Raw genomic sequence first — 23,207 nt, forward strand, 5'->3', positions numbered from 1 at the left:
CGTCGGCAAAGGCAATCCTATTTCTTGGTCAAGGCTTTGATGGCGTGCGGAACGCCGCTCAGGATATGCCCCCAGCCCTTGAAGAAGTGGCCGTTGGCACGCTCCACCACGCCCTCGGCGACCTTGTGCGTCACGATGCCCGAGCTCATACCCACGAAGTTGCGGATAGGCACGTCCAAAAAGCCCGCTTCCATCATCATCATCGTGGTCATATCGCCGTCTTTCACCGTACCCTTCAACGCCTTGACGCCTACCTTGGCGAACGCCCTGCCGAAGCGGGTGGCTTTGAGGTCGCGCACGGTACTGCACATATCGAACTCGCCTTTTTTCAAGGGCGTATTGTCGGGGATGTCGAAGCCCAATAAGGCGCGGAATTGCTCGTCGGGTATGGCGTCCACGCCCGCGATATCATAATAGGCGGGCAGGTCGCCTTTGCGGTCGTCCTGTTTGACGCCGTCGCGGCCTATGACGGTCACTTTTTCGGTCAGGCGTATATCTCTCGAGGACGCGCCCACCGACAGCACGAACACGCCGCTTTCCACCACCCAATCCTTTTCATTCACGTTGTAGTAGGCGAAGCTGCGCTTATCAAGGTGGATTGTCACCTCTTTGCTTTCGCCCGCTTTCAGGAATACTTTGCAGAAGCCCTTCAATTCTTGTTGGGGGCGATAGGCGGTGCTCACTTCGTCCGTCACGTACACTTGCGCGATCTCGCTGCCGTCCGTTTTGCCCGTGTTGGTCACCCGGAAGGTCACGTCCACGCCCTCGTCCTCGGTGGCCGTTTTGGCGGATGTTTTGAGGTCGGAGTAGGCAAAGGTCGTGTAGCTCAACCCGTGCCCGAAGGGGAAGCGCACGGCTTTCTTCGCGCTGTCGTAGTAGCGGTAACCCACGTACAAACCTTCGCGGTGTTCCACGGTGCGCGGTCCTTGTTGGAAGTATTTGTCCGACAGTCCTTCGTCGGCCATGGGATAGGTTTCGGCCAATTTGCCCGAGGGGTTGACGTCCCCCCACAGCACGTCGTAATAGGCTTCGCCCGCCGCTTCGCCCGCGAGGTACGCGTTGAGAATGGCGGGTACGTCGTCCGCCCAAGGCGTCAGCACGGGTGCGCCGCCCACCAGCACCACCACGACGTTCTCGTTGACTTTGCGCACGGCTTCGATGAGCGCGGTGTGCCCGGCGGGAATGTCGAGATTGTTGCGGTCGAATCCTTCGGATTCGTAGTTGGCGGTTAGTCCCGCGAACACGACCACTTTGTCGTTCTTTTTGGCCACTTCCACGGCCTCTTTGATCAGCGCCTCGTCCATGCCGTCCCCTTTCAGCGAGTAGCCGTCCGCATAGTCGTAGGGCTGTCCCGCCGCGTCCAGCACTTCGGGCAGGTGCACGAGGTGTTTGGGCACGATGAGCGAGGAGCCCGCGCCTTGGTAGCGCGATTCTTTGGCGAGCGCGCCGAGAATGGCCACTTTTTCCCCTTTGCGGAGGGGCAACAGGCCGCCTTCGTTTTTCAGAAGCACCGCGCCTTCGGCCGCTATGCGGCGGGCCAAACGGTGGCTCTTTTCGTAGTCGTATTCAAAATCGGGCGTGATTTGCTCGCTGTATTTGAGGATATAGGTCAGCATACGCTTGGCCACTTTGTCGAGGACTTCTTCTTTCAGACTGCCGTCTTTCACGGCCTCGGCGATCTTCTTGTCGTTGTAGCCGAACGAGGAGGGCATTTCGAGGTCCAGCCCCGCTTCCACGCCTTTCACTCGGTCGGAAGTCGCGCCCCAGTCGCTCACGACGATGCCTTCGAAGCCCCATTCGTCGCGGAGTATATCCGTCAGCAAATACTTGTTTTCGCTGGCGTAGGTGCCGTTTATGCGGTTGTACGAGCACATCACGGTGGCGGGTTGGGCCTGCTTGACGGCGTTCTCGAAGGCGGGCAAATAGATTTCGCGCAAGGTACGCTCGTCCACCACTTCCGAGATGCTCATACGCAGGTATTCCTGGCTATTCACCGCGAAGTGTTTGAGCGAGGTGCCGATGCCTTTTCCCTGCACGCCCGCAATATACGCGGCGGCCAGTTGCCCCGCGAGGTAGGGGTCTTCGCTGTAATACTCGAAGTTTCTGCCCCCTTTGGGCGAACGCTTGATATTGGTGCCGGGGCCCAACACTGTCACCACGCCTTGCGCTCTCGCTTCGTCGGCGATATGGGCGCCCATCTCTTTCAAGAGGTCGGGATTCCAGGTGCACGCGCAGGTCACGGCGGGCGGGAAGCAGGTGGCGGGGATAGAGCGTTTCATACCCACGGACGTATCCGTATCGTCCTCTTTGCGCATTCCGTGCGGGCCGTCGGTCATCATCACGGAGGGCACTTTCAATCTCTTGTTGGGCTTGGTATGCCAGAAGTCGAGTCCCGAGCAAAGCGCGGCCTTTTCTTCTATCGCCATTTCGGCGAGTATTTCGTTTACTCTTGCTTCGTCCATATATACTCCTTTCGGCGACCGCAAGCCGCCATTATACTCTATTTTGATTATATAATAATAGCGAAACGATGTCAATACTCATTTTTGCGTGCGTGCGCGAGTATTCCGTCTATCTCTATTGACTTTTCGCGCCTTTCGCGCTACAATAATATAGGCGTCCCACCGTGGACGCGGTTTTGGTGCACGATATGATATACGGCAATTTGGAAGGTATCAAAAAAGCGACCCTTTGGGCGATGAAGGAGTGGCCGGAGCAATACGACCGCACCCTTTTTATCGACCGCGAGTTGCTTGCCGAGATGGTGCGCACTTCCCTTTCTCTCAATCGGGAGTTGTGCGTCTTTTTGTCGCGTAGCGGCCGACTATTGGCCATCGGCGTAGGCAACGCGTCCACCGTCCCCCTCAAAGACCTCAGCAAGAAACGGAGCGACAAACGGCTTAACGGCGTGCGTTGCATTCACACCCACCCCAACGCGTCGGGGCGTTTGTCCGACGTGGACGTCAGCGCTCTCACGGCTTCGCGCTTCGACTGTATGTGCGCGGTGGGCGCTCGGGACGGCAGAGTAGTGGATATGGAAGTGGCCTATCTCACCCCCGCGGGCGTGGAGAAGGTCTATATTCGCGGCAGTCATTTCGACGACGCCGATCTCTTGGGGCGCATAGGCGTGGCCGAGGCCGATACCAAGCGGCAGGCCATACCCGAGCGCGAGGCGGGGCGTTGTCTGTTGGTTCACGCGGGCGACGAACGCGACGTCAAGGAGTCTTTGTCCGAGTTGGCGGCATTGTCCCTCACGTTGGGGTATACCCCCGTGGACGAGCTCGTGCAGAAGAGAGAGAAGCCCGACCGCCTTACCTACGTGGGTAGCGGCAAAGTGTCCGAGCTGGCGCTTACTTGCCAAGTCAAAGGGGTAGATACCGTCATTTGCGACCACCAACTGTCGGGCGTGCAGATCCGCAATTTAGAGAACGCCTTGGGGCTTACGGTCATCGACCGCACCACGGTCATTCTGGACATTTTCGCCCGCCACGCCACCACCAACGAGGGCAAGTTGCAGGTGGAGTTGGCGCGGTTACAGCACAGCCTTCCTTTGGTCGGCAACGGGGAAGAGGGGCTCAGCCGTCAGCGCGGCGGCTTACACGCCATGGCGGGCGCGGGCGAGACCAAGGCCGAGACCGACCGCCGCACCATTCGCCGTCAAATCGTGCAGGTTCGGGAGAAACTCAAAAAACTCGAAGAGGAGCGCGATTCCCGTCGCCAAACGCGGCAGGCGGGCGGGCTCAAAAACGTGGTCATCGTGGGCTACACTAACGCGGGCAAGAGCACGTTGATGAACTATATCACCAAAGCGGGCGTATTGGAAGAGAACAAACTGTTCGCCACCTTGGATTCGGTCAGCCGCACGGTGTGGGACGACGGTTACAAATATCTACTTACGGACACGGTCGGTTTTATCCGCCGTTTGCCGCACGAGTTTATCGAGGCGTTCAAGAGCACCTTGGACGAGGCGCGTTATGCCGATTTGCTGTTGCACGTGGTGGACTGCAGCAGTCCGCATATGACCGAGGAGTTCGACGTTGTAGAGGACGTTTTGCACCAAATAGGGGCATACGCCCCCACCCTTATCGTGTACAACAAGGTCGACCGAGGGGTTTCGGGCCCCTTGCCGCGGCTGGTGGACGCCGTCCGCGTCAGCGCCAAGACGGGCGAGGGCATAGACGACCTTCGCCGTCTTATCAAGCAAAAATTAACCCAAGAAGGAGAGTAATATGTCGCGTTTTTCCATTCCCATGGCGCCTGCCGCCGCCGAGAATACCTACGTCTACGGAGACGCCCGCGTCAGCGTTATATGCGACGGGCTTCTGCGCGTGGAGACCAAGCCGTTCAGCGATTATCCCACCCAAAAGGTGTGGCATCGCAACTTGGGCGTCGTTCGCTATCAGACCACGCAGCAGGACGGCGTTCTCACCGTCACCACGTCCCGCGCCGCATTCGCCGTGTCCGACAAGGGCAAGTTGCTACACGTCAAGTTGGGCAACGCCGTCGTCACGGATTTCGCTCGCGGCAATCTCAAAGGCACCGCGCGAACTTTGGACAACGCGTGGGGCGCCATCAAATTGTCCGAGGGACTCGTCTCGGCGGGCGGCGTTACCGTTATGACGGACGACAGCCTTCTTCTCAAGGGCGAGGATATCGTCAAGCGCGCCGCCGGCAAGGATTATTACGTCTTCGCCTATGGCCGCGACTATCGCGCGTGTATGCGCGCATTCTATGGCATTTGCGGCCAAGTGCCCCTCATTCCCAAGTACGCTTTGGGCAACTGGTGGAGCCGCTACAAGGCCTACACGCAAGAGGAGTACGAGGGCGTTATCGCGCGCTTCGAGCGGGAGAAAATCCCCGTCACGGTGGCCACCATCGATATGGATTGGCATTGGGTTGACGTCATCAAGCGCTTCGGCAAAGAGGCCAAGGCCAAGGGCGGGCGCAACTTCGCCGACAGAGCCATGGCCAAGTTCATGCCCGGTTGGACGGGTTACAGTTGGAATACCGACCTCTTCCCCGATCACAAGGCATTTCTCCGTCGGCTTCAAGAGGGCGGCTACCACGTCACGCTCAACGTGCACCCCTCGCACGGCGTGCGCTTTTTCGAGGACAGATATCCCGAGATGTGCGAGGCGATGGGGCTCGATCCCGACAAGAAGCCGTACATTCGCTTCAAATTGGGCGACAAGCGGTTTTTACAGGCCTATTTCGACGTATTGCACCACCCCTTGGAGAAGGAAGGCGTGGACTTCTGGTGGTTGGATTGGCAGCAGGGCAAACGCTCGGACGTAGAGGGGTTGGATCCCCTTTGGGCGGTCAATCACTACCACTACCTCGATTCCGACCGAGGTGACAAGCGTCCCCTCATCTTGTCGCGCTATGCGGGCGACGGTTCGCACCGCTACCCCTTGGGCTTTTCGGGGGACAGCGCCCAAAATTGGGCGAGTCTGCGCTTCCAACCCTACTTTACGGCCAACGCCGCCAATGCGGGCTACACTTGGTGGAGCCACGATATCGGCGGGCATCATTTCTGCCGCAAGGACGACGAACTGTTCACGCGTTGGGTGCAATTCGGCATTTTCAGCCCCATTCATCGCCTGCATTCCACGGCCAACGAGTTTATGAGCAAGGAGCCGTGGCGTTGCGGGGGCGAGGCGCACCGCACCATACGCGACTGTATGCGTTTGCGCCACCGTCTCATTCCGTACATTTATTCGGCGGCCTACCGCACGCACAAAGAGGGCGTGGCCCTGTGCGAGCCCATGTATTACGGCAATCCGCTCAGCCCCGAGGCCTACACCGTGCCCAACGAGTACCGCTTCGGCTCCCAACTCATCGTCGCGCCCATCACCGAAAAGGCCAACGAGACCACTATGCGCGCTTCGGTCAAGGTATGGCTGCCCGAGGGTACCTACACCGACGTCTTCACGGGCGCGGTCTATCGCGGCGGACGCTACTACACGATGTGCCGCGACCTCACCAAGATACCCGTGCTGGCCTCGGCGGGCGCCATCATTCCCATGTACCGCGACGCGGACAGCAACAATCTGTCCAACGACCAACCCCTCGAGGTATATATCTATCACGGCAACGGTCAATTCGTTCTATACGAGGACGACGGCGAGACCAAGGCCTACAAACGGGGCGTTTACGCCAAGACCGAGATGTCCGTCCGCGAGGAGGGCAATCGGCTCACCTTCACTATAGCGCCCTTCGAGGGGGACGAAAGCGTCGTGCCCTCTCGCCGCGAGGTCACCTTGCGTTTCGCCGACGTGGACGCGGGCACTGTCGTATACGACGGCGTGTCCCAACCCCTGGTCGACGGGGCGTTCACCGTCGCGTTTGACGCGGATAAGGGGGTGACGGTATGCCTCGAATCGTGCCGTTACCACGACAACGCCCCCGTCAAGGAGCAGGTCATCGACGTCATTTCGTCCTACCAGATGAATCACGGGCGCAAGCTTCGTCGGTTCGGCTATATGGTCAAGCGGCCTATGGCCAAGTTGCGCGCGGGCAAGGCGCTGCGCCTTCCCGTCGAAGAGGTGCAGGCCATTCAGCGCGGCATGAACGCCGAGCGGGACAAACGCTGATGCCGCTACTATTATCGTTAATCACTCAATAAGGAGATGCAAATATGAGAAAATTCAAAACGGAATCGCAAAAGATATTGGACATCATGATCAATTCCATCTACACCAACAAGGAGATATTCTTGCGCGAACTCATATCCAACTGCTCGGACGCCATCGACAAATTGTATTTTAAGAGCCTGTCCGAGAACATTTCTGGGCTTACGAGAGACAGTTTCTCCATTCGCGTGGACGTAGACAAGGACGAGCGCACCATCACGGTGTCCGACAACGGCATCGGCATGACCGCCGAGGAGTTGGACTCCAATCTGGGCGTCATCGCGCGTTCGGGCTCGTCCGAGTTCAAGGCCGCCAACGTGGACGACAATATCGACATTATCGGCCAATTCGGCGTGGGATTCTATTCGGCCTTTATGGTGGCCAAGAAGGTCAAGGTGCTTTCCAAAAAGTACGGAGAGACCGAGGCCAACGTGTGGACGTCTTCGGGCGTCGAGGGCTACGAGATCAAGCCCGCCGAAAAAGAGGGCTACGGCACCGAGATCACCCTCTACCTCAAGGACGACACGGACGAGGAGAATTACGACCGCTTCTTAGAGGAGTACACCTTGCGCGACCTCATCAAGAAGTATTCGGATTATATTCGCTATCCCATCGTGATGCAGGTCACCGAGTACCAAAAGGCCGAGGAGGGCGAAGAGGAGCAAGAGGTCAAGGTGGACAAGACCGTCAACTCCATGACGCCGTTGTGGGTCAAAAACAAGAGCGAGGTCAAAGAGGAAGAATACAACGAGTTCTACAAGGCCAACTTCTACGACTACGAGGATCCTTTGTTGGTCATTCACACCAAGGTAGAGGGCAAGGTGGACTACAAGGCTTTGCTGTACGTCCCCGCCAAAGCCCCCTACGATTATTACAGCAAGAATTACGAAAAAGGGCTCAAACTGTACACGGCGGGCGTGATGATCAGCGAGAAGTGCGCCGACCTCTTGCCCGACTGCTTCTCCTTCGTCAAGGGCTTGGTGGACAGCGATCTGCCCCTCAACATTTCGCGCGAGACCATTCAGCAAAATCACCAGCTCAAAGCCATCGCCGCCAACCTCGAGACCAAGATTCAAAAGGAACTCTTGTCTTTGATGGAAAAGGACCGCGAGAAGTACGAGAAGTTCTACAAGGCGTTCGGTCTCCAACTCAAATACGGCGCCTACGCGGATTGGGGTATGCACAAAGACCTCGTGCAGGATCTTCTGTTGTGGCGTAGCGTCAAGGACGACAAGATGGTCAGCCTCAAAGAATATGTGGAAGCCATGCCCGAGGGGCAACCCGCCGTCTACTACGGCGTAGGGCGCTCGGTCGAGATGGTCAAGGCCATGCCGCAGAGCGAGCAGATCCTCGACAAAGGCTACGACGTCCTCTGTTTCGACGCCGATATCGACGAGTTCGCGGTCAAAATGCTCCGCGACTACAAAGAGAAGACCTTTGCCAATATCGCCGACGAAGTCGCCGAGGAGAGCGAGGAAAAAGCGGACGACCACCAAGACGTCTTCGACTTCGCCAAAGAGCATTTGGGCGACAAGGTGTCCAAGGTCAAGCCCACCCAGCGGCTCAAATCGCACGCCGTATGCCTCACGGCCATGGGCGACGTCAGCTTGGAGATGGAACGCGTGCTCAACGCCATGCCCAACGCCGAGGGCAACGTCCGCGCCGAGCGTGTGCTGGAGATCAACACCACCCATCCCGTGTTCGACAAACTCGTCAAACTGTTCGCCGAGGACAAGGACAAAGCCGCCGACTTGGTGGACGTGCTGTACGACCACGCGTGTATGTCCGTCGGGCTTGCCGTCGACAATCCCGCTTCCTACGTCGCCAAAGTCACCAAACTCCTCACCGAGTAACGCAAAACCCCCTATACGGTATATACAAAATCGCACCATTCCATAGAGTGGTGCGATTTTTATTGACGGCAAATTCTCTATGCCGTTTCTATTTGGACAGGATATTCCAGTCGGGATAGGTCGCCTTGTAGGTTTCCACCAAGGCCGACGGCACGTATATCGTTCGGGTGGACAGGAAGGTGGCGATATAGCTTACGTCTACCACTGCGTTTGCGTCCAAATACACATTGCCGATGGTCGTGAATTTCTCGATGAGGTTGCCAAAGGATTGCGTTATGCTATCCCCCGTTATATGCAATTCGTTCAGCGTGTCGGGATAGTTGACTTGCCCCGACGTGGTATTGAACATGGTCGCAATGGCAACGTTGCCTTTGACGTACAATTTGGAGAGCGCGCTTGCGCCCACCAACGCTTTCACGCCCACGGTGTCGCAGTCGAGGGTCACGGTTGTCACCTTGGCGCAACCGTACAGCATATTGCTGTTGTCCGCTATCGTGCAGTCGCGGATGGTGACCGTGGTCAAGGTGGTACAGCCCGAGAAGAGGTAACTGTTCGCGCCTATCGCGCCGCCCAGAATGGTGGCGGTCTTCAAGGAGGTGCACCCCGCAAAGGCGTCGCTGCCGATGGTCGTCACGGTGGCGGGCAGGGTGACGGCGCTTATCTTGCACCCCGCGAACGCGCGGCGCCCGATGCTCGTATATCCCGTGGGAATATTGATGGACGAGGTCGCCTTGCCGTCGAACACGCCGTTTGCTATGGCGGTCACGGGTATTTCCGTTCCGGCCGCGTACATGGCGGCGGTACCCATCGTGGTGGGTAGTACGCAGGTATTCGCCCCTTCGTAGCGGCACACCACGCCCGCCGTTCCGTCGGCGTTATAGCCGAGGTAGGTCTTGGCGGTCGTGCCCTTGTTGGCAAAGAGGGGCGTCACGGTCACGTCGCGGTCGATACCCGTTAAGGTCACGCCTACGTTGCCCACGTCTTCTATATACCAGCCCGCGAACACTTTGTCCGAGTAGACGGCGGTCGGCAGCGTCACCACGTCCGCCGTCGTGAAGCGCACGGTGGGATTCGTCAGTTCGTCCGCGCCCGCCAAATCGTAGGTAATGGTACGGTATGCCTCCATACGTCCCCACAAAACGAGGTCTTCGGCCGCCACCAGATTGTTGGTGCTCTTGTTGATATTGACGTTTTGCACGCGTTGAGAGTAGGTCTCGTCCGTGTACCAGCCGAACCACTTGTGCGTCTCCGTGCTGTCCAATTCCTGCAAGGCTTTTCCCTCAAAATAGGTAAAGGTCGTATCCGCGGGCAACGCCGCGCCCTCCACGCCACAGCGGAAGGACAGCGTGTACGTTTGCGCTTCGAAGCGGCTGTACACCGTCAACGTCTTGGTCGTCGTGCCCGTCAGGAGCGATTTGTAGGACTCCAATAGGTCCACGGTCAGCACGCCGTCCGCTATGGGCTTGGTGAAGGTCTTATCCGCGTACCAATCCCGTTGCGTCACGTATCCCGTTTGGCTCATTTGCGGCAGTTGATACCCGTCGCCTATGTCTTCCACGGTCATAGACCTGCTCTTCGCGCCCCATTCGGCGGCCACGTAGTCGGCGGTCGTGCCCGTGGGTGTCGTGTACTTCAACGCCACGACGTAGGTCACCGTGGCCCAATCGCAGTACAGCACGACGTCTTTACAGTAGGGCGCGTTGGTGCCGTTGGGCGAGGCGCTGCCCAGCATAGTCACCGCCGTACCCGACAAGTCTTCGGTTTCGTACACGGCGACGATGGTGTAGCCGAAGCGCACCAGTTTATTCTTCAGGTTGGTGTTGAAAGAGCTCGCCGCGCTCAGGTTGCCGCTCAACTGGTAGGTGGTCGGCAGGTTCAGCGCGGTCACTTTCTCTTCGGTCAAATTGCCATAGGCAATTTGGTAGGTCGCCTTTTCCCATTTGGGATACAGCGCGGTATTCTCAAACAATTCCGCGGTCGAGCGCACCTGCCGCGCGTAGGTGTTGTCCGTGTACCAGCCGAGGAACGCGTAGCCGTTGGCGGTGGCGTCGGCGAGTGTCACGGGGTAGTCCGCCGTAAAGGTCAAGGTGGTGTCGCTACCTTCCGTATTGGGGTTATCCCATACGCTCACGGTCGTATTGCCCGCCTTTCCGTTGCCGAACGTAATGGTATAGGGTATGGCCGTCCACTTGGCGTATGCGGTCACGACGTATTGCATATTGCCGTCGTCCGGCCGCAATGTGTCGCCTATCTCGTCCAGCACGTCGCCGATATTCACCACGTACTGTCCCGCGTCGTTCTGCGCCATCTTTTCGGTGGCGGCTCTATCCCGATACCACCCCTCGAAGGCGTAGCCGCGTTTCGCGGGCGTATACAGCACGACGTCACCCGTGCGGTAGGTCACTTCGTGTATCTGGTTGCCGTCCAAGGTGCCGCCGAAGGCGGACGTGCCCTTGTCGTAGAAGCGTATGCCGTACACGGTGGGCGTCCACTTGGCGTACAATTCGGTGATACCCACCGTTCCTTGCGTCAATTCGCCCACCCTCGTGCGGGGGGAGAACTCCATCGAGGTGTACCACCCGCCAAAGGTGTTGTATTTGGCCGACACGGTCGTAAAGGCCAAGGTCGGGCTTTCCACGGTGTAGTCGTAGGTATCCACGGTATAGGCCGCGGTGGACTTGACGTTTTCCAACTTTTTGGTCAAGAGGGACGCGTCGTCCAATAGGTAGTAGAATCTCACGGTGTACGAGGTCACTATCCACTTGGCGTAGAAGGACAGGTCGGCGTTTTCCTCGCAACCGCCTATCTCGGTATAGGTTGCGCCCGACAAAAGGCTGTTGCGTTTCCACCCTGCGAAGTAGTAGCCGGCTCTTTCGGGTTCCATCAGCACGGTGCCGAGGTAGGTGTCGTATGTTGCCGTTACCTGCGTGTTTCGGTCGTCGTTATAGTAGTAGGTTATGGTGCGTTCGTAGCCTTTCCACACGGCGGTCAAAGTTTTGCCGTCGTAGGCGGCCAACGCTTCCGTCGTCGCGGATACGGCGGTTTCGTCCCCCGTTTCTATGCGCAGCGACAGCGCGTCGAGCGTGTCGTCCCCCGCATAATACCAATGGTCCAACAGGCAATTCCGTCTTGTCGAAGCGTCGCGCCAAGCGGACAGGTAAGCCTCGTCCTCGTCCTCGCCCACAGCGAATTGCACGGCGGTTTTACCCTCGCGGTCTTCCCTTGCGAGGTACAAGGTATACACGGGCGTGGTCTTGGCGTACAAGGTGAAGTCAGCCGCGAACGCCCCGCGGCGTATCACGTACACGCCGTTGTTGAAGATATTTTCGCACCCTTCATCCGTATACCAGCCCTCGAAGCGGTAGCCCACCACTTCGGCGGGTTTGATTGCGATATCGTCCGTCGCGCCCGCGCTGAAGCCGAGTTTCGTGCCGATCTCGCGGCCCGTTTCGGCTTGGATAAAGGTGACGTAATAGGTGTTGGCCGTCCAGTTGGCGTAGAGCGTCAAGTCGCCCGTTAGGCCGCCGAACGAAGAGACCATTCGGGTGCCGTTCTGCTCGGTGCTCCAGCCTACAAAGGTGTACCCCTCGCGCACGGGCGCGGTGAGCGCACGCGTATCCTGCGTCGTATATTTCGCGGGCGCAAAGGCTTCCTTGTTGGTCACGGGGTAGGTCAAGCTGTCGTTCAGCACGTAACTCACGTCGTATTCGATGGCGTGCCACACGGCCACGAGGTCCAGATTTTCGGCATACGTACCCGCGTAAATGGTGTTATTTTCGATGGGCGTGCCGTTGTAGGTGTAGTAGAGGAATTCATAACCGTCCTGCGCCAGCGGTTCGTCCAAGGTCAAGGTGTCCGCCACCGTATAAAAGCGCGTACTGCCGTAGGGCTGCCCGAAATTGGTGATTTTGACATAGTAGTCTTGTGTCTGCCACTTGGCGACGAGCAACAGGTCGTCCTCCACCACCGAGTTGAAGTTAAAGCGTTCGCCGCTTTCGCTCCCTACGTACCAGCCGAGGCAGGCGTAGCCTTTGCGGTTGTAATTCTGCTGCGCCACCTTGCCCGTCCATTCGCTCGACCGCACGGTCACCCTTGCCGCGCTTTCGAAGTTGGGTTCAAAGGTAACTTCGTGTATCGCATAGCGTTCCACCACCGCGTAGGGCACGCTCACCTTGACGGTGCGCCCCTGCGCGTCGGTCACGGTCACGTTCACGGCGTTGTTGGCGCTCACGGCTTCGGTGGAGAAGTTGCGGTCTATGGCGTTCGCGTCCCGCACGTACACTTGTTCCACGGTGTCGTCCGAGTAGGTCACCTCGAAGGGGTAGGCGGATAGCGCCGTCGCAAATTCCGCCCGCGTGTCGTCCACGAAGACCACGAGGGGTTGATTATAGGTGTATGTCGCTTTGGTGATTTTGGCGGGTTGCGCCACTTGATAGGCGTAGTCCGCCGTGATCATGCCGTAGACCGAGTCAAAGGACAACTGACACACGAAGTTGCCGGCCTTGTCCGTTTTGAATCCGTTGACGTTCAGCGTGCGGCGTATGCTTTCCAGCGTCCATTCGCCCGAGGTACCGTCGTCAAAGGTAGCGGACAACGTGCCCTCGTAGCTCATACTTTCGTTTACTTTGTAGTTGGTCTTTATACCCGTCAATTCGACGGACAGCACGTGCGACGCGGCGGCGGGGGCCACCACGGTGTACGAGAATTTGCAACTTTGGTCGGAGTAGGTCACGATGATGGAGCGGCTGCCTTCGGATTTGGTATTGAATTCGCCCGACAGCATATTCTCGGTCAATTCGATTTCTTTGGTACTGCCGTCCGAGTAGGAGAGGACGAGGCGCGCGCCGTCGAGGTTCAATTCGTCGCCCACAGTATAGGCGTTTTTCAAGGAGCCCGTTGCCACCTTGATAGACGTCAACTTGGCCTCTTGGGTGCCGCAGGCGGCCAGACCGCAAGATAGCGCAAGCACCAACAGCAATATTATAGCAATCGTCGTCAGGTTTTTTCTCATAGCCTACTTCCTTTCGTCGCATACGCGTCGCGCTTGATAGCGCACGCACACGCGTGCACACTTATCTATTCTACATTATACTATTATTCTTCTACCTTGTCAATACGCAATACGCGTGGTACCCAAGGGCTTTGCGCCTCGGGTTTCGCCGCCCCGATCGGCCTTCCCCTCCAACTTTCTCCAAGCTATTCCAAATTTCCTCTTTATTTTTACCACGATCCGTAGTATAATAGCGGTATGAAGCGCTTTCTTGCCCTATTTCTTATAGTCGTCGTTTCGGCGTTTGCTTTCGTCGTTTCCCCCGTCGCAGGTGCGGAGGAGATTTACTACGTCGTACCCGAAGGGCAAGAGGTCTATATGCAGTATGCCCGAATGGCCAACGTCAACGGCGAGTTTACGCTCGACCAAGCGCGCGTCCTTTTGCCCGCGGGCTACACCGTCAAGGTGGTCGCCACCGAGAGCGCGCAGGTTCGCGTGACCTATTGCGGTCTCACCGATTGCTTCATCGCCAAGTCGGATTTGGACAAAATGACCGTTTCCCCGTCCGAGAACGCCTTGCCCACCATCATCGTCGACGTGGACGGTCCCACCGTCTATCACTACGTCAAGGATGCGGAGGGTGAGCGGATTGAGATGCGCGGCAATATCACGGCCACCACTCGGTTGACCTATCTTGGCTCGTACGAGAGCGGCGGTTTTGTCTATTACGCGGTCAGGAAAGAGGAAGAGAACGACGTCTATTACGTTTTGCCGTCGGCTGCCACCGTGGCCAAGGTGGAGGCGGTTTTGCATCCCGCCGCCAACGTCGTCGAGTCCAAGCCGCGGCAGAGTGCGGCCGAGACCGCCAAAGAGAAGGAGTTTACTTGGGTGCGTTTCGTGCTCATCTTAGGCGTTATCGTGCCCCTCATCACCATCGTTTTGATGATCGTTCGCCCCTCGGCGCGCCGCCGCCGTCAGCACCGCGAGATATACGACGACGAGGACGATTACGACGGCATCGACGAGGTATAGGCACGGAGTAGAGCAGAGCGACGAACGCAACGAAAAACGCTACGAGAAACTACAAAAAGCAACGAAAAAAGCGACGTCCCGCGACGTCGCTTTTTTCGATTGGATTACTTAGTCTTTCTTGTAGCCGATGTTCTTCTCTTTGGTCTCGTCGAACGAGAAGTTGCAGATGGAAGCCACCAAGCCGTAGATGCCGAACGTGATCATCGACAGGAAGATATAGCCGCCCGTTCTGCAGGTGAAGCCGTTGGGTTTCAGGCTGCTGTGGTTGATGATGATGCTACCGATCCAGCCCAAAAAGAACGTCAATAAAAAGCGAGTCAAGTTTTTGTTATCCATAATTTATTCTCCTTTGTTGGTATAATTTATGTTAGCATATCGAAAATAGCAATGTCAATTCGAAAATAGTAATGTCATTAAATTCTTTTATAAATATTTCTTATTCTTCCCGATACGGTTTGGGCACTTTGCCGTGGTAGGGGGCGTTGGCGATATTCCTCGCCGACAAAAAGACTTTGAGTCGCGTTTTCACGGTGCCCCGCTTTTTCGACTTGGGCAGCGTCGCCACCGTCTTCACGCGCACGTCGCCTTCGATCGTTCCTATTTTTCGCACCGTTTTCGTTTCGCCGGGCAATAGGTCGAAGAAGTTGTCCGAGTAGTGTCCTTTCCCCTCGTCTTCTATCATTACCAGCCGTTGATATACGTCCGTATGCAAGGTGATATTGTCGCCGTCCACCGCTATCCGTATATCCCCCACGGGCAATTTGAGTTTCTTTTCGGGGCGCAACAGGCAGTTTTTTTGCGCGAGCATAGCGCCGTTCTCATGCAGCCGCACGGCCACGCCCTGCCGTTTTTCGTCTATCTCGGCGGTCGCCATCTCGGCTACGACCATGTTGCCCAATGGCGGCACCGTGCTTTTACGCAAAAAGGTGGGGGACGTACCCTCCAAATCGAATACACACCACGCCACGTCCACGGTTTTTGCGTAGGGGTAGTCGTTTATGACGATAAGGCGCACTTTGTCCTTTTCGTCCTCGATGGACGCGGTGAGGGGCGCGTTGAAGCGCCGCGCCGCGTATTGCAGGGCCTTGTATTCGCCGTAGTAGTCGTAGCTCGACCAGGATGCGGTCGGCCAGCAGTCGTTCAGTTGCCGGTACGTTGCGCCTGTTTCCGCGCCCTTTGCGCCGCCCGGGCATAGCCTTTTTGTCTTTTCAACGGTATGCTTTAACCACATCCCAAAACTTTGTTTTGGATTTCACCTTGCCGCCGGCAAGATTTCTCCTGCGTGTAACGCAGATTTCTCCCGTGCAAAGCACGGATTTATTTATCGCTATGCGATAGGTTTCTCCACCACGTTGACGTAGCGATAGGGAATCTCCACGCCCGCTGACAATAGCGCCTCGCGCACGGACACGTTGATTTGGTCGCGCACCTGCTCGGTGCGGCTGGTGGGCAGGTAGTACACGGTGGTCTGCATGATGAGCGCGCTGTCCGTGAATTGCCAGAAGTACACGTCGCCGTATTGTTCTTCGCCCTGTTTATTCACGAAGCCGGGCACCGAATATTCGCTGGCCTCCACGGTGTCGTGTATGACCTTCTTGACCATTTCCATATCGCTCTCATATCCCACCGCGAATTGGAATGTGATCGAGCGCGTCTTGGTCTTGAAACTGAAGTTGTCCAACCGCATGGCGTTGATGACGTGATTGGGCACGACGTAGCGCAGGGATTCCGCGCCGATCAGCACCACGTGGCGCAAGGTCATTTCTTCCACGATGCCCGCCGTACCGTCCTGCAATATGATCCTGTCGCCCACCTCGAAGGGGCGATGGATGCTTATCATGATGCCCGCCAATATGTCCTTGATGATGTCCTGCGCCGCGAAGGCGATGACCGCACTCACGATGGCCGTACCGCCGAAGATGGTCGTCCACACGGTTTTCACGCCCGCGAAGGAACTGATCACCAACACGATGAAACCCAACACGATGAGGACGGAGATAAGATGCTGGAAGAACAGCAAATGCAGTCCGCTCCGTGTCTTTTGAATGCGCTTGAATATGATCTTGTTCAGTTTGGTCAATAAGATGCACACGATGAGCACCGCGAGCACCATCGCCACCCATGCGAGTATATTCCAAGGTTTTTCCAGTTTATTGATGAAATCCAACAACATAGGGCAATCTCTCTCGTAAGTATATATTGTATTATATCGTTTGTTCCGTCAAAAATCAAATAGTTAACGCGCAAAACGAAGCAAAGATACGAAAAAAAAACGCTTTTATAAGCGTTTCGTTTTCTCAATTCCCGTACGGATTTTTGAAAGGGCCGCGCGTCTTGATGAACGCCAACTCTTTTTTGGCGTTCTCTATGCGCGCCGCTATCGTTTCCAATTCCCTTTCAGCGTATGTTGCGTCGTAGTCGCTCGCGTGCTGGTGTACGTAGGTCAGCAGTTGCCACGCCTTGTCGCGTTGGCTTAGCGTGCCGCTCAAAAAGTCCGTGCACAAACTACTGTATCGGTAGTTTCGGATACTTTTGACGTCCGCGATGATCTCGTCGAACGCGGCGATATACGCCTCGCATTTTGCATACGCTTCTTCTCTCGTCATCGTATTCTCCCGTTTTTCGTTTTCGGCGTTCTCGTCCGTCGCACGCCTATTTCTTCTTCTCTTTCCGCCGTTTGTCGTTGATGACGGCGAGGGCGGCCTCGTCTATCACCGATATTCCTTCCTCTTTGGCTATCTCAACCATCTGCGTGAGGGCGGCTTTCAAAAAGACGCGCGGTATCTTCACCAATTTGGCGCACGCCTCGTCCGTAAAGGTCACGGTGGGGTCGATGCGTTTGGCGCAGTAAATGACCGACTTGACGTCCCCCTCGTGTTCGGGTATCTTCTCCGCGAAGGGCTTGCGGAAAGCGGAGCACCAAAAATCAGTGCTGTCGCGGTAGCCGTAGTCCACGGGCACCGAGGGGAAGTTGTTACGGTTTACTCCGTTTACGATGGCGTCGTAATACTTTTCTTCCATCCATATCTTGTCTATTTTCAGGATGAAATGCGCGCCGAATTTGCTCGTAATGCCGTTGAACTTGCGGTAGGGCGGCTCGTACCCCTCCAACTGTCCCGGCTTGTCTTGGTAGGCGTCTTCGAGACTGCTGTCCCAGGTGCATTCGAATACCTGAAACGCCTCTTCCACCAGTTGCGGCCGTCCCTCGCCCAAAGGGCTGTCCACCAGGGTGAAGATGCAGTCCTTCATCTTTTCCGCCGTGGTGTCCCCCGGGAAGCCCAATCGCACGGCCTCTTTGAAATACTTGCGCTTGTCGGGGATGAAGTTCAATGTCACCTTGCCCGTCCGCAGGATATTTTGCGCGGTGTTGGAACTGTTGCGCACCTCGAAGATCATGGCGTAGTAGTCCTTGCCCGCCACGTAGTACGGGAAGCACAGCGAATACGCGCCCAGGTTGGTCTGTCCCGTCTCCGCCACCGTGCTCGCCAAAATGGTGGGCATGGGGAAGAACGCGGACGTTTGATAGAAGTTGTCTACGATGCGTAAGTCTTTGAATTTCACCTTATTGTCTCCTTATGCCTTTCTCCCTTGCATTATCGCACGCTTTCCTCGTTTTGTCAATGCGCGCTCACGCCAAAGCCTTTTCCACCGCCGCCGCCGTGGCACGGAGCCGAGCGACCGTTTCTTCGTCGAAGCGGTTTTCGATGGGGCTGTCCACGTCCAATACGCCGAATATCCCCCCGTCCTTGTGCAAGGGCACCACCATCTCGCTCTTCGTGGCGCAGTCGCAGGCGATATGCCCCGCGAAGGTGTGCACGTCCCCGACTACCGTTACGTCGTCCGCTTCCACCGCCGCCCAGCACACGCCGCGCCCGCGCTTTAACCTCACGCACGCGGGCTTGCCCTGGAATGGGCCCAATACCAGTTCGTTCCCGCGCAAAAAGTAAAATCCCACCCAGTTGATTTGGGGCACTTGGTCATAAATAAGTGCCGACGTATTGGCCAAATTCGCTACCACGTCGCTTTCTCCCGCCAACAGAGCGGCCGCTTGCGCAGGCAGTAATGCAAGGTTCATATTCGCGTTCATTCCGTTCCCTCCAAGGTGCAAATTGTCTCTCAAAACTTTACGAAGATATGGCAATATCCGTTCGGGTGCTTCTCCAAATACTTTTGGTGGTATTCTTCCGCCGTCCAATAGTTACTAAGGGGCGCCACTTCCACCGCGCACTTTCTGCCGCTTGCTTCTTCCACTTTGCGCACCTCTTCCTCGGCGATCCGTCTATCCTCTTCGTTCTCGAAATATATCCCCGTGCGGTATTGCTCGCCTTCGTCTTCTCCCTGCTTGTTGACGGCGAAGGGATCTATCACTTCGAGAAATCGCCGTACCAAGCGTTCGGTCGGCAGCACCCGTTCGTCGTAGTCCGCTTTCACGGTCTCGGCGTACCCCGTCGTTTGGCTCTTGACCTCTTGATAGGTCGGCCTGTCCGTTCTGCCGTTGGCGTATCCCACTTCTGTCTTCGTCACGCCCTCGGCCCCGTCCAGAAACCGTTGCATTCCCCAAAAGCATCCCCCCGCCAAATATATCCTCTTCATAATTCCTCGTCCTCCCTTGTTTTCCTTCGTTGCCATAATCATAATATATTCTACCGCAACAGTCAATCACTTCAAAGGCACGGCTTATTCCCGCAATATAGTTTACGCGCCGTTCGGCGTAGGGCTCCTTGCACTTCTTGCATTAACGGTCATATTATTTATACGCCCTAACCCCCAACTGTCCGCAACAAAAACCCCGCACGACGTTCGTACGGGTTTGTGGCGGGGAAAATGGGATTTGTAATGCTTTGGTCGTAAGCCCAACAAACGGCTTGCGTTATCTCTTTTTGTAGAGTACAAGTTCGGGGTCGGCGCCATTCTCGCCATAGGTACAGATGAGGATAAATTCCACGTTGGCCAAAACGCCAAAGCACCGCTTGGCGTCTCCAAGCGACACCAGTTGGGTGCCAAGATAGGTGATGTTGTCGTCGAGGAATTTGACCTTGGCGCCACCGGGCAGAGTATACTCTATGTTGACATAGGCACCCACCAAAGCGTGCAGTTTGTCTACCGTGGGCATGCCCTCGATATGCAAGGCGTTGATCTCCTCGATCAGTTGCTTCTTGAGCGCCTCGAAACGCCCGCTGTCCCCCAGCGCCTTGTGATTTTTCCAATATTTGAGGTTGGGGAGCACGCCCTTGATATACGTGCGTGCCTCCTCTCGTGGAAACCCCTCGCCCGCCATGTGCTCGACGCACACGTCGATGAGGTCGTCCATATCATCATAGGTAAACGTGCCGTCGGCATAGCACCACTTGCAATACTCCTCGTTGAGGGCGCCGTCACTGTCGCGGCCCAAGATCGAGTCGTCCTCGAGGGGCATGCCACAACATTGACAGATAAGCTTGTGCGGGGAGCCCAGTAGCGTATTGATGGATACGTCGTAGAGTTTGGAAAGCAAGATGAGCGAGTCGGTGTTAGGCACAGTATCGCCGTTTTCCCATCGAGACACAGCCTGCCGCGTCACAAACAGTTTTTCTGCCAGTTCGTCTTGCGACCAACCCATTTTTGTCCTCAATTCGTATAGAATGTCCTTCGTGTCCATAGCGCAACCTCCATCATTATTCTACTACGTTTCGTTCGGTTTTTCAAGCAACTGCCCGTTGCTTTTCCCTATTACTTCTCTCGCAAATAGACGCCCCTTGTCAAATGGATGGATAATTTTCTATCATCCCATTTTGCGCTTAGGGATGGGCTACTCGCTTCCTTCGTAGCCGTCCCTACCCCGCGCGATGTGGCGAATAAAGTGAGATTAATAATGACCCACGATTGGTTTTGCAAAACCAATAAAAAATGCAATGCAGTATTTTGAGAGCGAAATGTACGCAATAGTGGAGATATAAAGAAAACGCTGTACGAACCCCATTTTGCCTAAATTGGCACGGTTTTAAGTACAACGTGTCCCTTAAAACGAAATCGGGATAAATAGTGGGGTCACTATTTATCCCAATTGGCGGCGCAACTGAATGTCAGTTTGAACTATATATATTTTGCATCAAAAATCAATTCGTCGTAAACAGACATTTCGAAACGCTTTGATATTTGTACTAATCGTCGACAAATAAGTCGTAGTAGTTATATTTTACTCGTTTAGCTTCTTCTGATATTTTAGGGCACTTCAAAAGGCTGTTTTTTATTGCTTTTATTTTGCCTTCTTTAGTTGTCACTTTATCTTTATGTTGGGAATAAATGTATATTGCGCTTTCTCTTGTAAAGCCTATCTTTTGCAATAAAACAACTTGTTTGTTGCAAGTTCCATACTCCACATACTCATACCAATCATTATTACTAATATCTTGTCCACTAATCATTTTCCGTTCGGAAAACTTAAGGAAATAGTTTTTGATCTTGAATTGAATGATACGTTCAATGGTGTCCAGTATTTCATTGATTAAATGATTGCGTTGATCTATGTCATCAATGTATGGAATTATCTCCCCGGCAATGAATATTTCACCCTTATTTCGATAAAAATCTATTGTTTGCTCTATAATTTGCTTAATTCCTAATCCATTCATCCACTGTAACAGTATAACAGAATAATACATCAAACACGTTTCTTTCCCGATATCCTTTTTACTTTCATATTTTTCCCAATTGAAAAGTTTATGAAGTAGACATAAAAAGCCCAATACAGACTGATAAGACATATTGGGGGGATAAGCAATTTGAGACAGTTTAATTTCGTTGTCAACAGATTGTATTTGGTCGGGAGTAGTCGTGATATCATCTTGAACACAAGGATTATCTTTAAAATGAGCCTTGATCTGTTCAATTATTTCGGGAGTTAATTGTTTTTCAAACAACTTATGAAATTTACCTTTTTGACCATTTAAGATATCTTTCAATAGAATATTCATTACATATCTAGCGAATGTATATTGGTCATAAGTATCACTTTTCTTTTCAAGCACGGTTTTTCCTTGGGATAATGCTTTTATAATGTCTTTTTTCTTGCTGTCAGATAAATAATAATCTACAGATAGTTGTTGATCATCAACTTCACACCCAATGGCTGTTTTATATTTTTCTTTCGTGTCTTTATCTGATATTAAAAATATGTTACCAAACATATTGAACTCAATTCGTCCAACTCTTCCTATTAAATTCTTAAAATCTACACGATAAGTATCTTTTAACCAATTGGAAGAAGAATTCAGCATTAAAAATAAGTTTTCAGCAGGGAAATTTACTCCTTCCAATAAAGTTGAAGTGCAAAAAACAGTTTTTATCTTATTTTTCTTGAATAGAGTTTCGATCTTTTCTTTTATTCTTGAAGGAATATATGCTACATGATATGCTACGCCTTTTTTTAATGATTTTGTCAGATAACAGTCATCGTGAATATCTTCTGCGATGTCTTTTATTAAAGCATCTAATTCTTGGTCATCTATATCCGGTTCGCCGTTCATATATTCCATTGCCCATTCAACAGCATTCTTTTTGCTTTCGCAAAACACTATGTTGCTTTTATTATGCCCTAATTTTTTAACAATTGATACTACATTATCTTGTTCAGATAATAATCTTGCAGAATCCGGTAGGTCATAGAAAGCAGAATCAACATCAGAATAAAAACTCATTTTATTAAGATCACGCTCAATAAGAATTTTACTTTGATTAACTGGAGAATACTTAATTCTAGTTGAAGTTTTATTGAGATTATCATTAACTAATTCCAAGTATACTTGTGGATTCGGAATATTAGGGCTTGAAAAGTATATTTTTGCACCGCTATGCTCTTTGTTAATAATGCTCATAATTTTGTAGAAGAAAGCACTGCGATCTTCACCTTTTGAAATCTTATGAGCTTCGTCAATAAAAACATAGTTTATAGACACATTTTTAATTTGTAGTAAATGATAAAGCAATCTTTCTTGTGTATATATCATTACGTAGTTATAATTATCTTCTTCCTCGATAATCATAGCAGGTGTTTTAACAACTTTATACTTTTTCTCCCATAAATCCTCGTTTATATCTTCGATAATACGCTCATATAACTCGTTAATAAGAGCGTTTGTGGGAACAACAATAACGAAATTGGAACGTTCCCCTTTACGAATGATATCCTTAATGAACATTCTAATTACGAATGTTTTTCCAAGAGAAGTTGGGGCTGAAAAACTATAACATTCATTGCGTTTTAAACAATCAAAAGCAATCCTTTGCTTATTAATAAAATAACTTTCGCTTTCCCAAGGAATCCTGTATTCTTCTTTTACTATTTGTTCTTTACAGCATTCAATAACATCTTGATTGATATAATTGGGTGTATTCTGATTAAGCCCGAAGTAATTGTTTACATTTGATAGCACTGAACCCATACAATACTTTACCAATTCATCTTGTTCAAATATTTTGTTAAGCATCGTTACAATGTTTTGTGCATAATTGAAGCACTGGTCTTTTTTTGCTTCAATAGTGCATTTAGATAGGACATCGGCAAACCGTAATGCGTCAACTTTTTCTTTTTGCGTTAGCGTCACAGTAAAACTACTGTTTAATAATAGATTGCAATAGTTATATGCGATTTTATTAAACAAATCATGCAAGTAATTGTTTTCAGTCAAATTGTTATACAAACGGTCTTCTAATTTTAACATA

The 23,207-nt window shown here is 53.4% G+C and carries 15 protein-coding genes; 4 read left to right on the forward strand and 11 right to left on the reverse strand.

Features of this window, described 5'->3' with window-relative positions; translation table 11 throughout:
* Positions 1-17 precede the first annotated feature (17 nt).
* On the reverse strand, positions 18-2,462 hold the full coding sequence (locus tag II896_01155) for a glycoside hydrolase family 3 C-terminal domain-containing protein (protein MBQ4443253.1): 2,445 nt from the start codon (positions 2,460-2,462) through the stop codon (positions 18-20).
* A 164-nt stretch (positions 2,463-2,626) separates the two neighbouring features.
* On the opposite strand from II896_01155, the gene hflX reads away from it, so the two are divergent.
* Genes hflX through htpG form a run of 3 tightly spaced genes read left to right on the forward strand, consistent with a single transcriptional unit; the run spans position 2,627 to position 8,485 of the window.
* On the forward strand, positions 2,627-4,228 hold the full coding sequence (gene hflX / locus II896_01160) for a GTPase HflX (protein MBQ4443254.1): 1,602 nt from the start codon (positions 2,627-2,629) through the stop codon (positions 4,226-4,228).
* A 1-nt stretch (position 4,229) separates the two neighbouring features.
* Positions 4,230-6,593, forward strand: coding sequence for a DUF5110 domain-containing protein (locus II896_01165; protein ID MBQ4443255.1), 2,364 nt, complete (start codon positions 4,230-4,232; stop codon positions 6,591-6,593).
* A 44-nt stretch (positions 6,594-6,637) separates the two neighbouring features.
* Positions 6,638-8,485, forward strand: coding sequence for a molecular chaperone HtpG (gene htpG / locus II896_01170; GenBank protein ID MBQ4443256.1), 1,848 nt, complete (start codon positions 6,638-6,640; stop codon positions 8,483-8,485).
* An 88-nt stretch (positions 8,486-8,573) separates the two neighbouring features.
* On the opposite strand, the gene II896_01175 is transcribed toward htpG, so the two are convergent.
* Positions 8,574-13,496 (reverse strand): InlB B-repeat-containing protein, encoded by a 4,923-nt coding sequence (locus II896_01175; protein ID MBQ4443257.1) that lies wholly within the window; start codon positions 13,494-13,496, stop codon positions 8,574-8,576.
* A gap of 237 nt (positions 13,497-13,733) precedes the next feature.
* Between II896_01175 and II896_01180 the strand changes: the two genes are divergently transcribed.
* Complete coding sequence (locus II896_01180; GenBank protein MBQ4443258.1) at positions 13,734-14,507, forward strand: hypothetical protein; 774 nt, start codon at positions 13,734-13,736, stop codon at positions 14,505-14,507.
* Between the two features lie 108 nt (positions 14,508-14,615).
* On the opposite strand, the gene II896_01185 is transcribed toward II896_01180, so the two are convergent.
* The 9 genes from II896_01185 to II896_01225 form a co-directional block, all read right to left on the reverse strand.
* Positions 14,616-14,843, reverse strand: coding sequence for a hypothetical protein (locus II896_01185; protein ID MBQ4443259.1), 228 nt, complete (start codon positions 14,841-14,843; stop codon positions 14,616-14,618).
* A gap of 100 nt (positions 14,844-14,943) precedes the next feature.
* Entirely contained in the window at positions 14,944-15,738 is a 795-nt protein-coding gene (locus II896_01190) for a hypothetical protein (protein ID MBQ4443260.1), read from the reverse strand.
* 96 nt (positions 15,739-15,834) lie between these two features.
* Positions 15,835-16,680 carry a mechanosensitive ion channel gene (locus II896_01195; protein MBQ4443261.1) on the reverse strand — a complete coding sequence of 282 codons (846 nt, stop codon included), beginning with the start codon at positions 16,678-16,680 and terminating at the stop codon, positions 15,835-15,837.
* 124 nt (positions 16,681-16,804) lie between these two features.
* Positions 16,805-17,113, reverse strand: coding sequence for a hypothetical protein (locus II896_01200; GenBank protein MBQ4443262.1), 309 nt, complete (start codon positions 17,111-17,113; stop codon positions 16,805-16,807).
* Positions 17,114-17,159: 46 nt separating this feature from the next.
* The gene (locus tag II896_01205; GenBank protein ID MBQ4443263.1) at positions 17,160-18,068 is read right to left on the reverse strand and encodes a hypothetical protein; all 909 of its coding nucleotides are present in this window, start codon (positions 18,066-18,068) and stop codon (positions 17,160-17,162) included.
* A gap of 67 nt (positions 18,069-18,135) precedes the next feature.
* Positions 18,136-18,594 carry a GAF domain-containing protein gene (locus II896_01210; protein MBQ4443264.1) on the reverse strand — a complete coding sequence of 153 codons (459 nt, stop codon included), beginning with the start codon at positions 18,592-18,594 and terminating at the stop codon, positions 18,136-18,138.
* Positions 18,595-18,623: 29 nt separating this feature from the next.
* Positions 18,624-19,100 (reverse strand): peptide-methionine (S)-S-oxide reductase MsrA, encoded by a 477-nt coding sequence (gene msrA / locus II896_01215; GenBank protein ID MBQ4443265.1) that lies wholly within the window; start codon positions 19,098-19,100, stop codon positions 18,624-18,626.
* Positions 19,101-19,377: 277 nt separating this feature from the next.
* On the reverse strand, positions 19,378-20,145 hold the full coding sequence (locus tag II896_01220; protein ID MBQ4443266.1) for a helix-turn-helix domain-containing protein: 768 nt from the start codon (positions 20,143-20,145) through the stop codon (positions 19,378-19,380).
* A gap of 502 nt (positions 20,146-20,647) precedes the next feature.
* Positions 20,648-23,206 (reverse strand): DEAD/DEAH box helicase, encoded by a 2,559-nt coding sequence (locus II896_01225; protein ID MBQ4443267.1) that lies wholly within the window; start codon positions 23,204-23,206, stop codon positions 20,648-20,650.
* Between the last annotated feature and the right edge of the window lies 1 nt (position 23,207).

The organism is Clostridia bacterium, assembly GCA_017394805.1.
Lineage (GTDB): Bacteria > Bacillota > Clostridia > Christensenellales > CAG-1252 > RUG14300.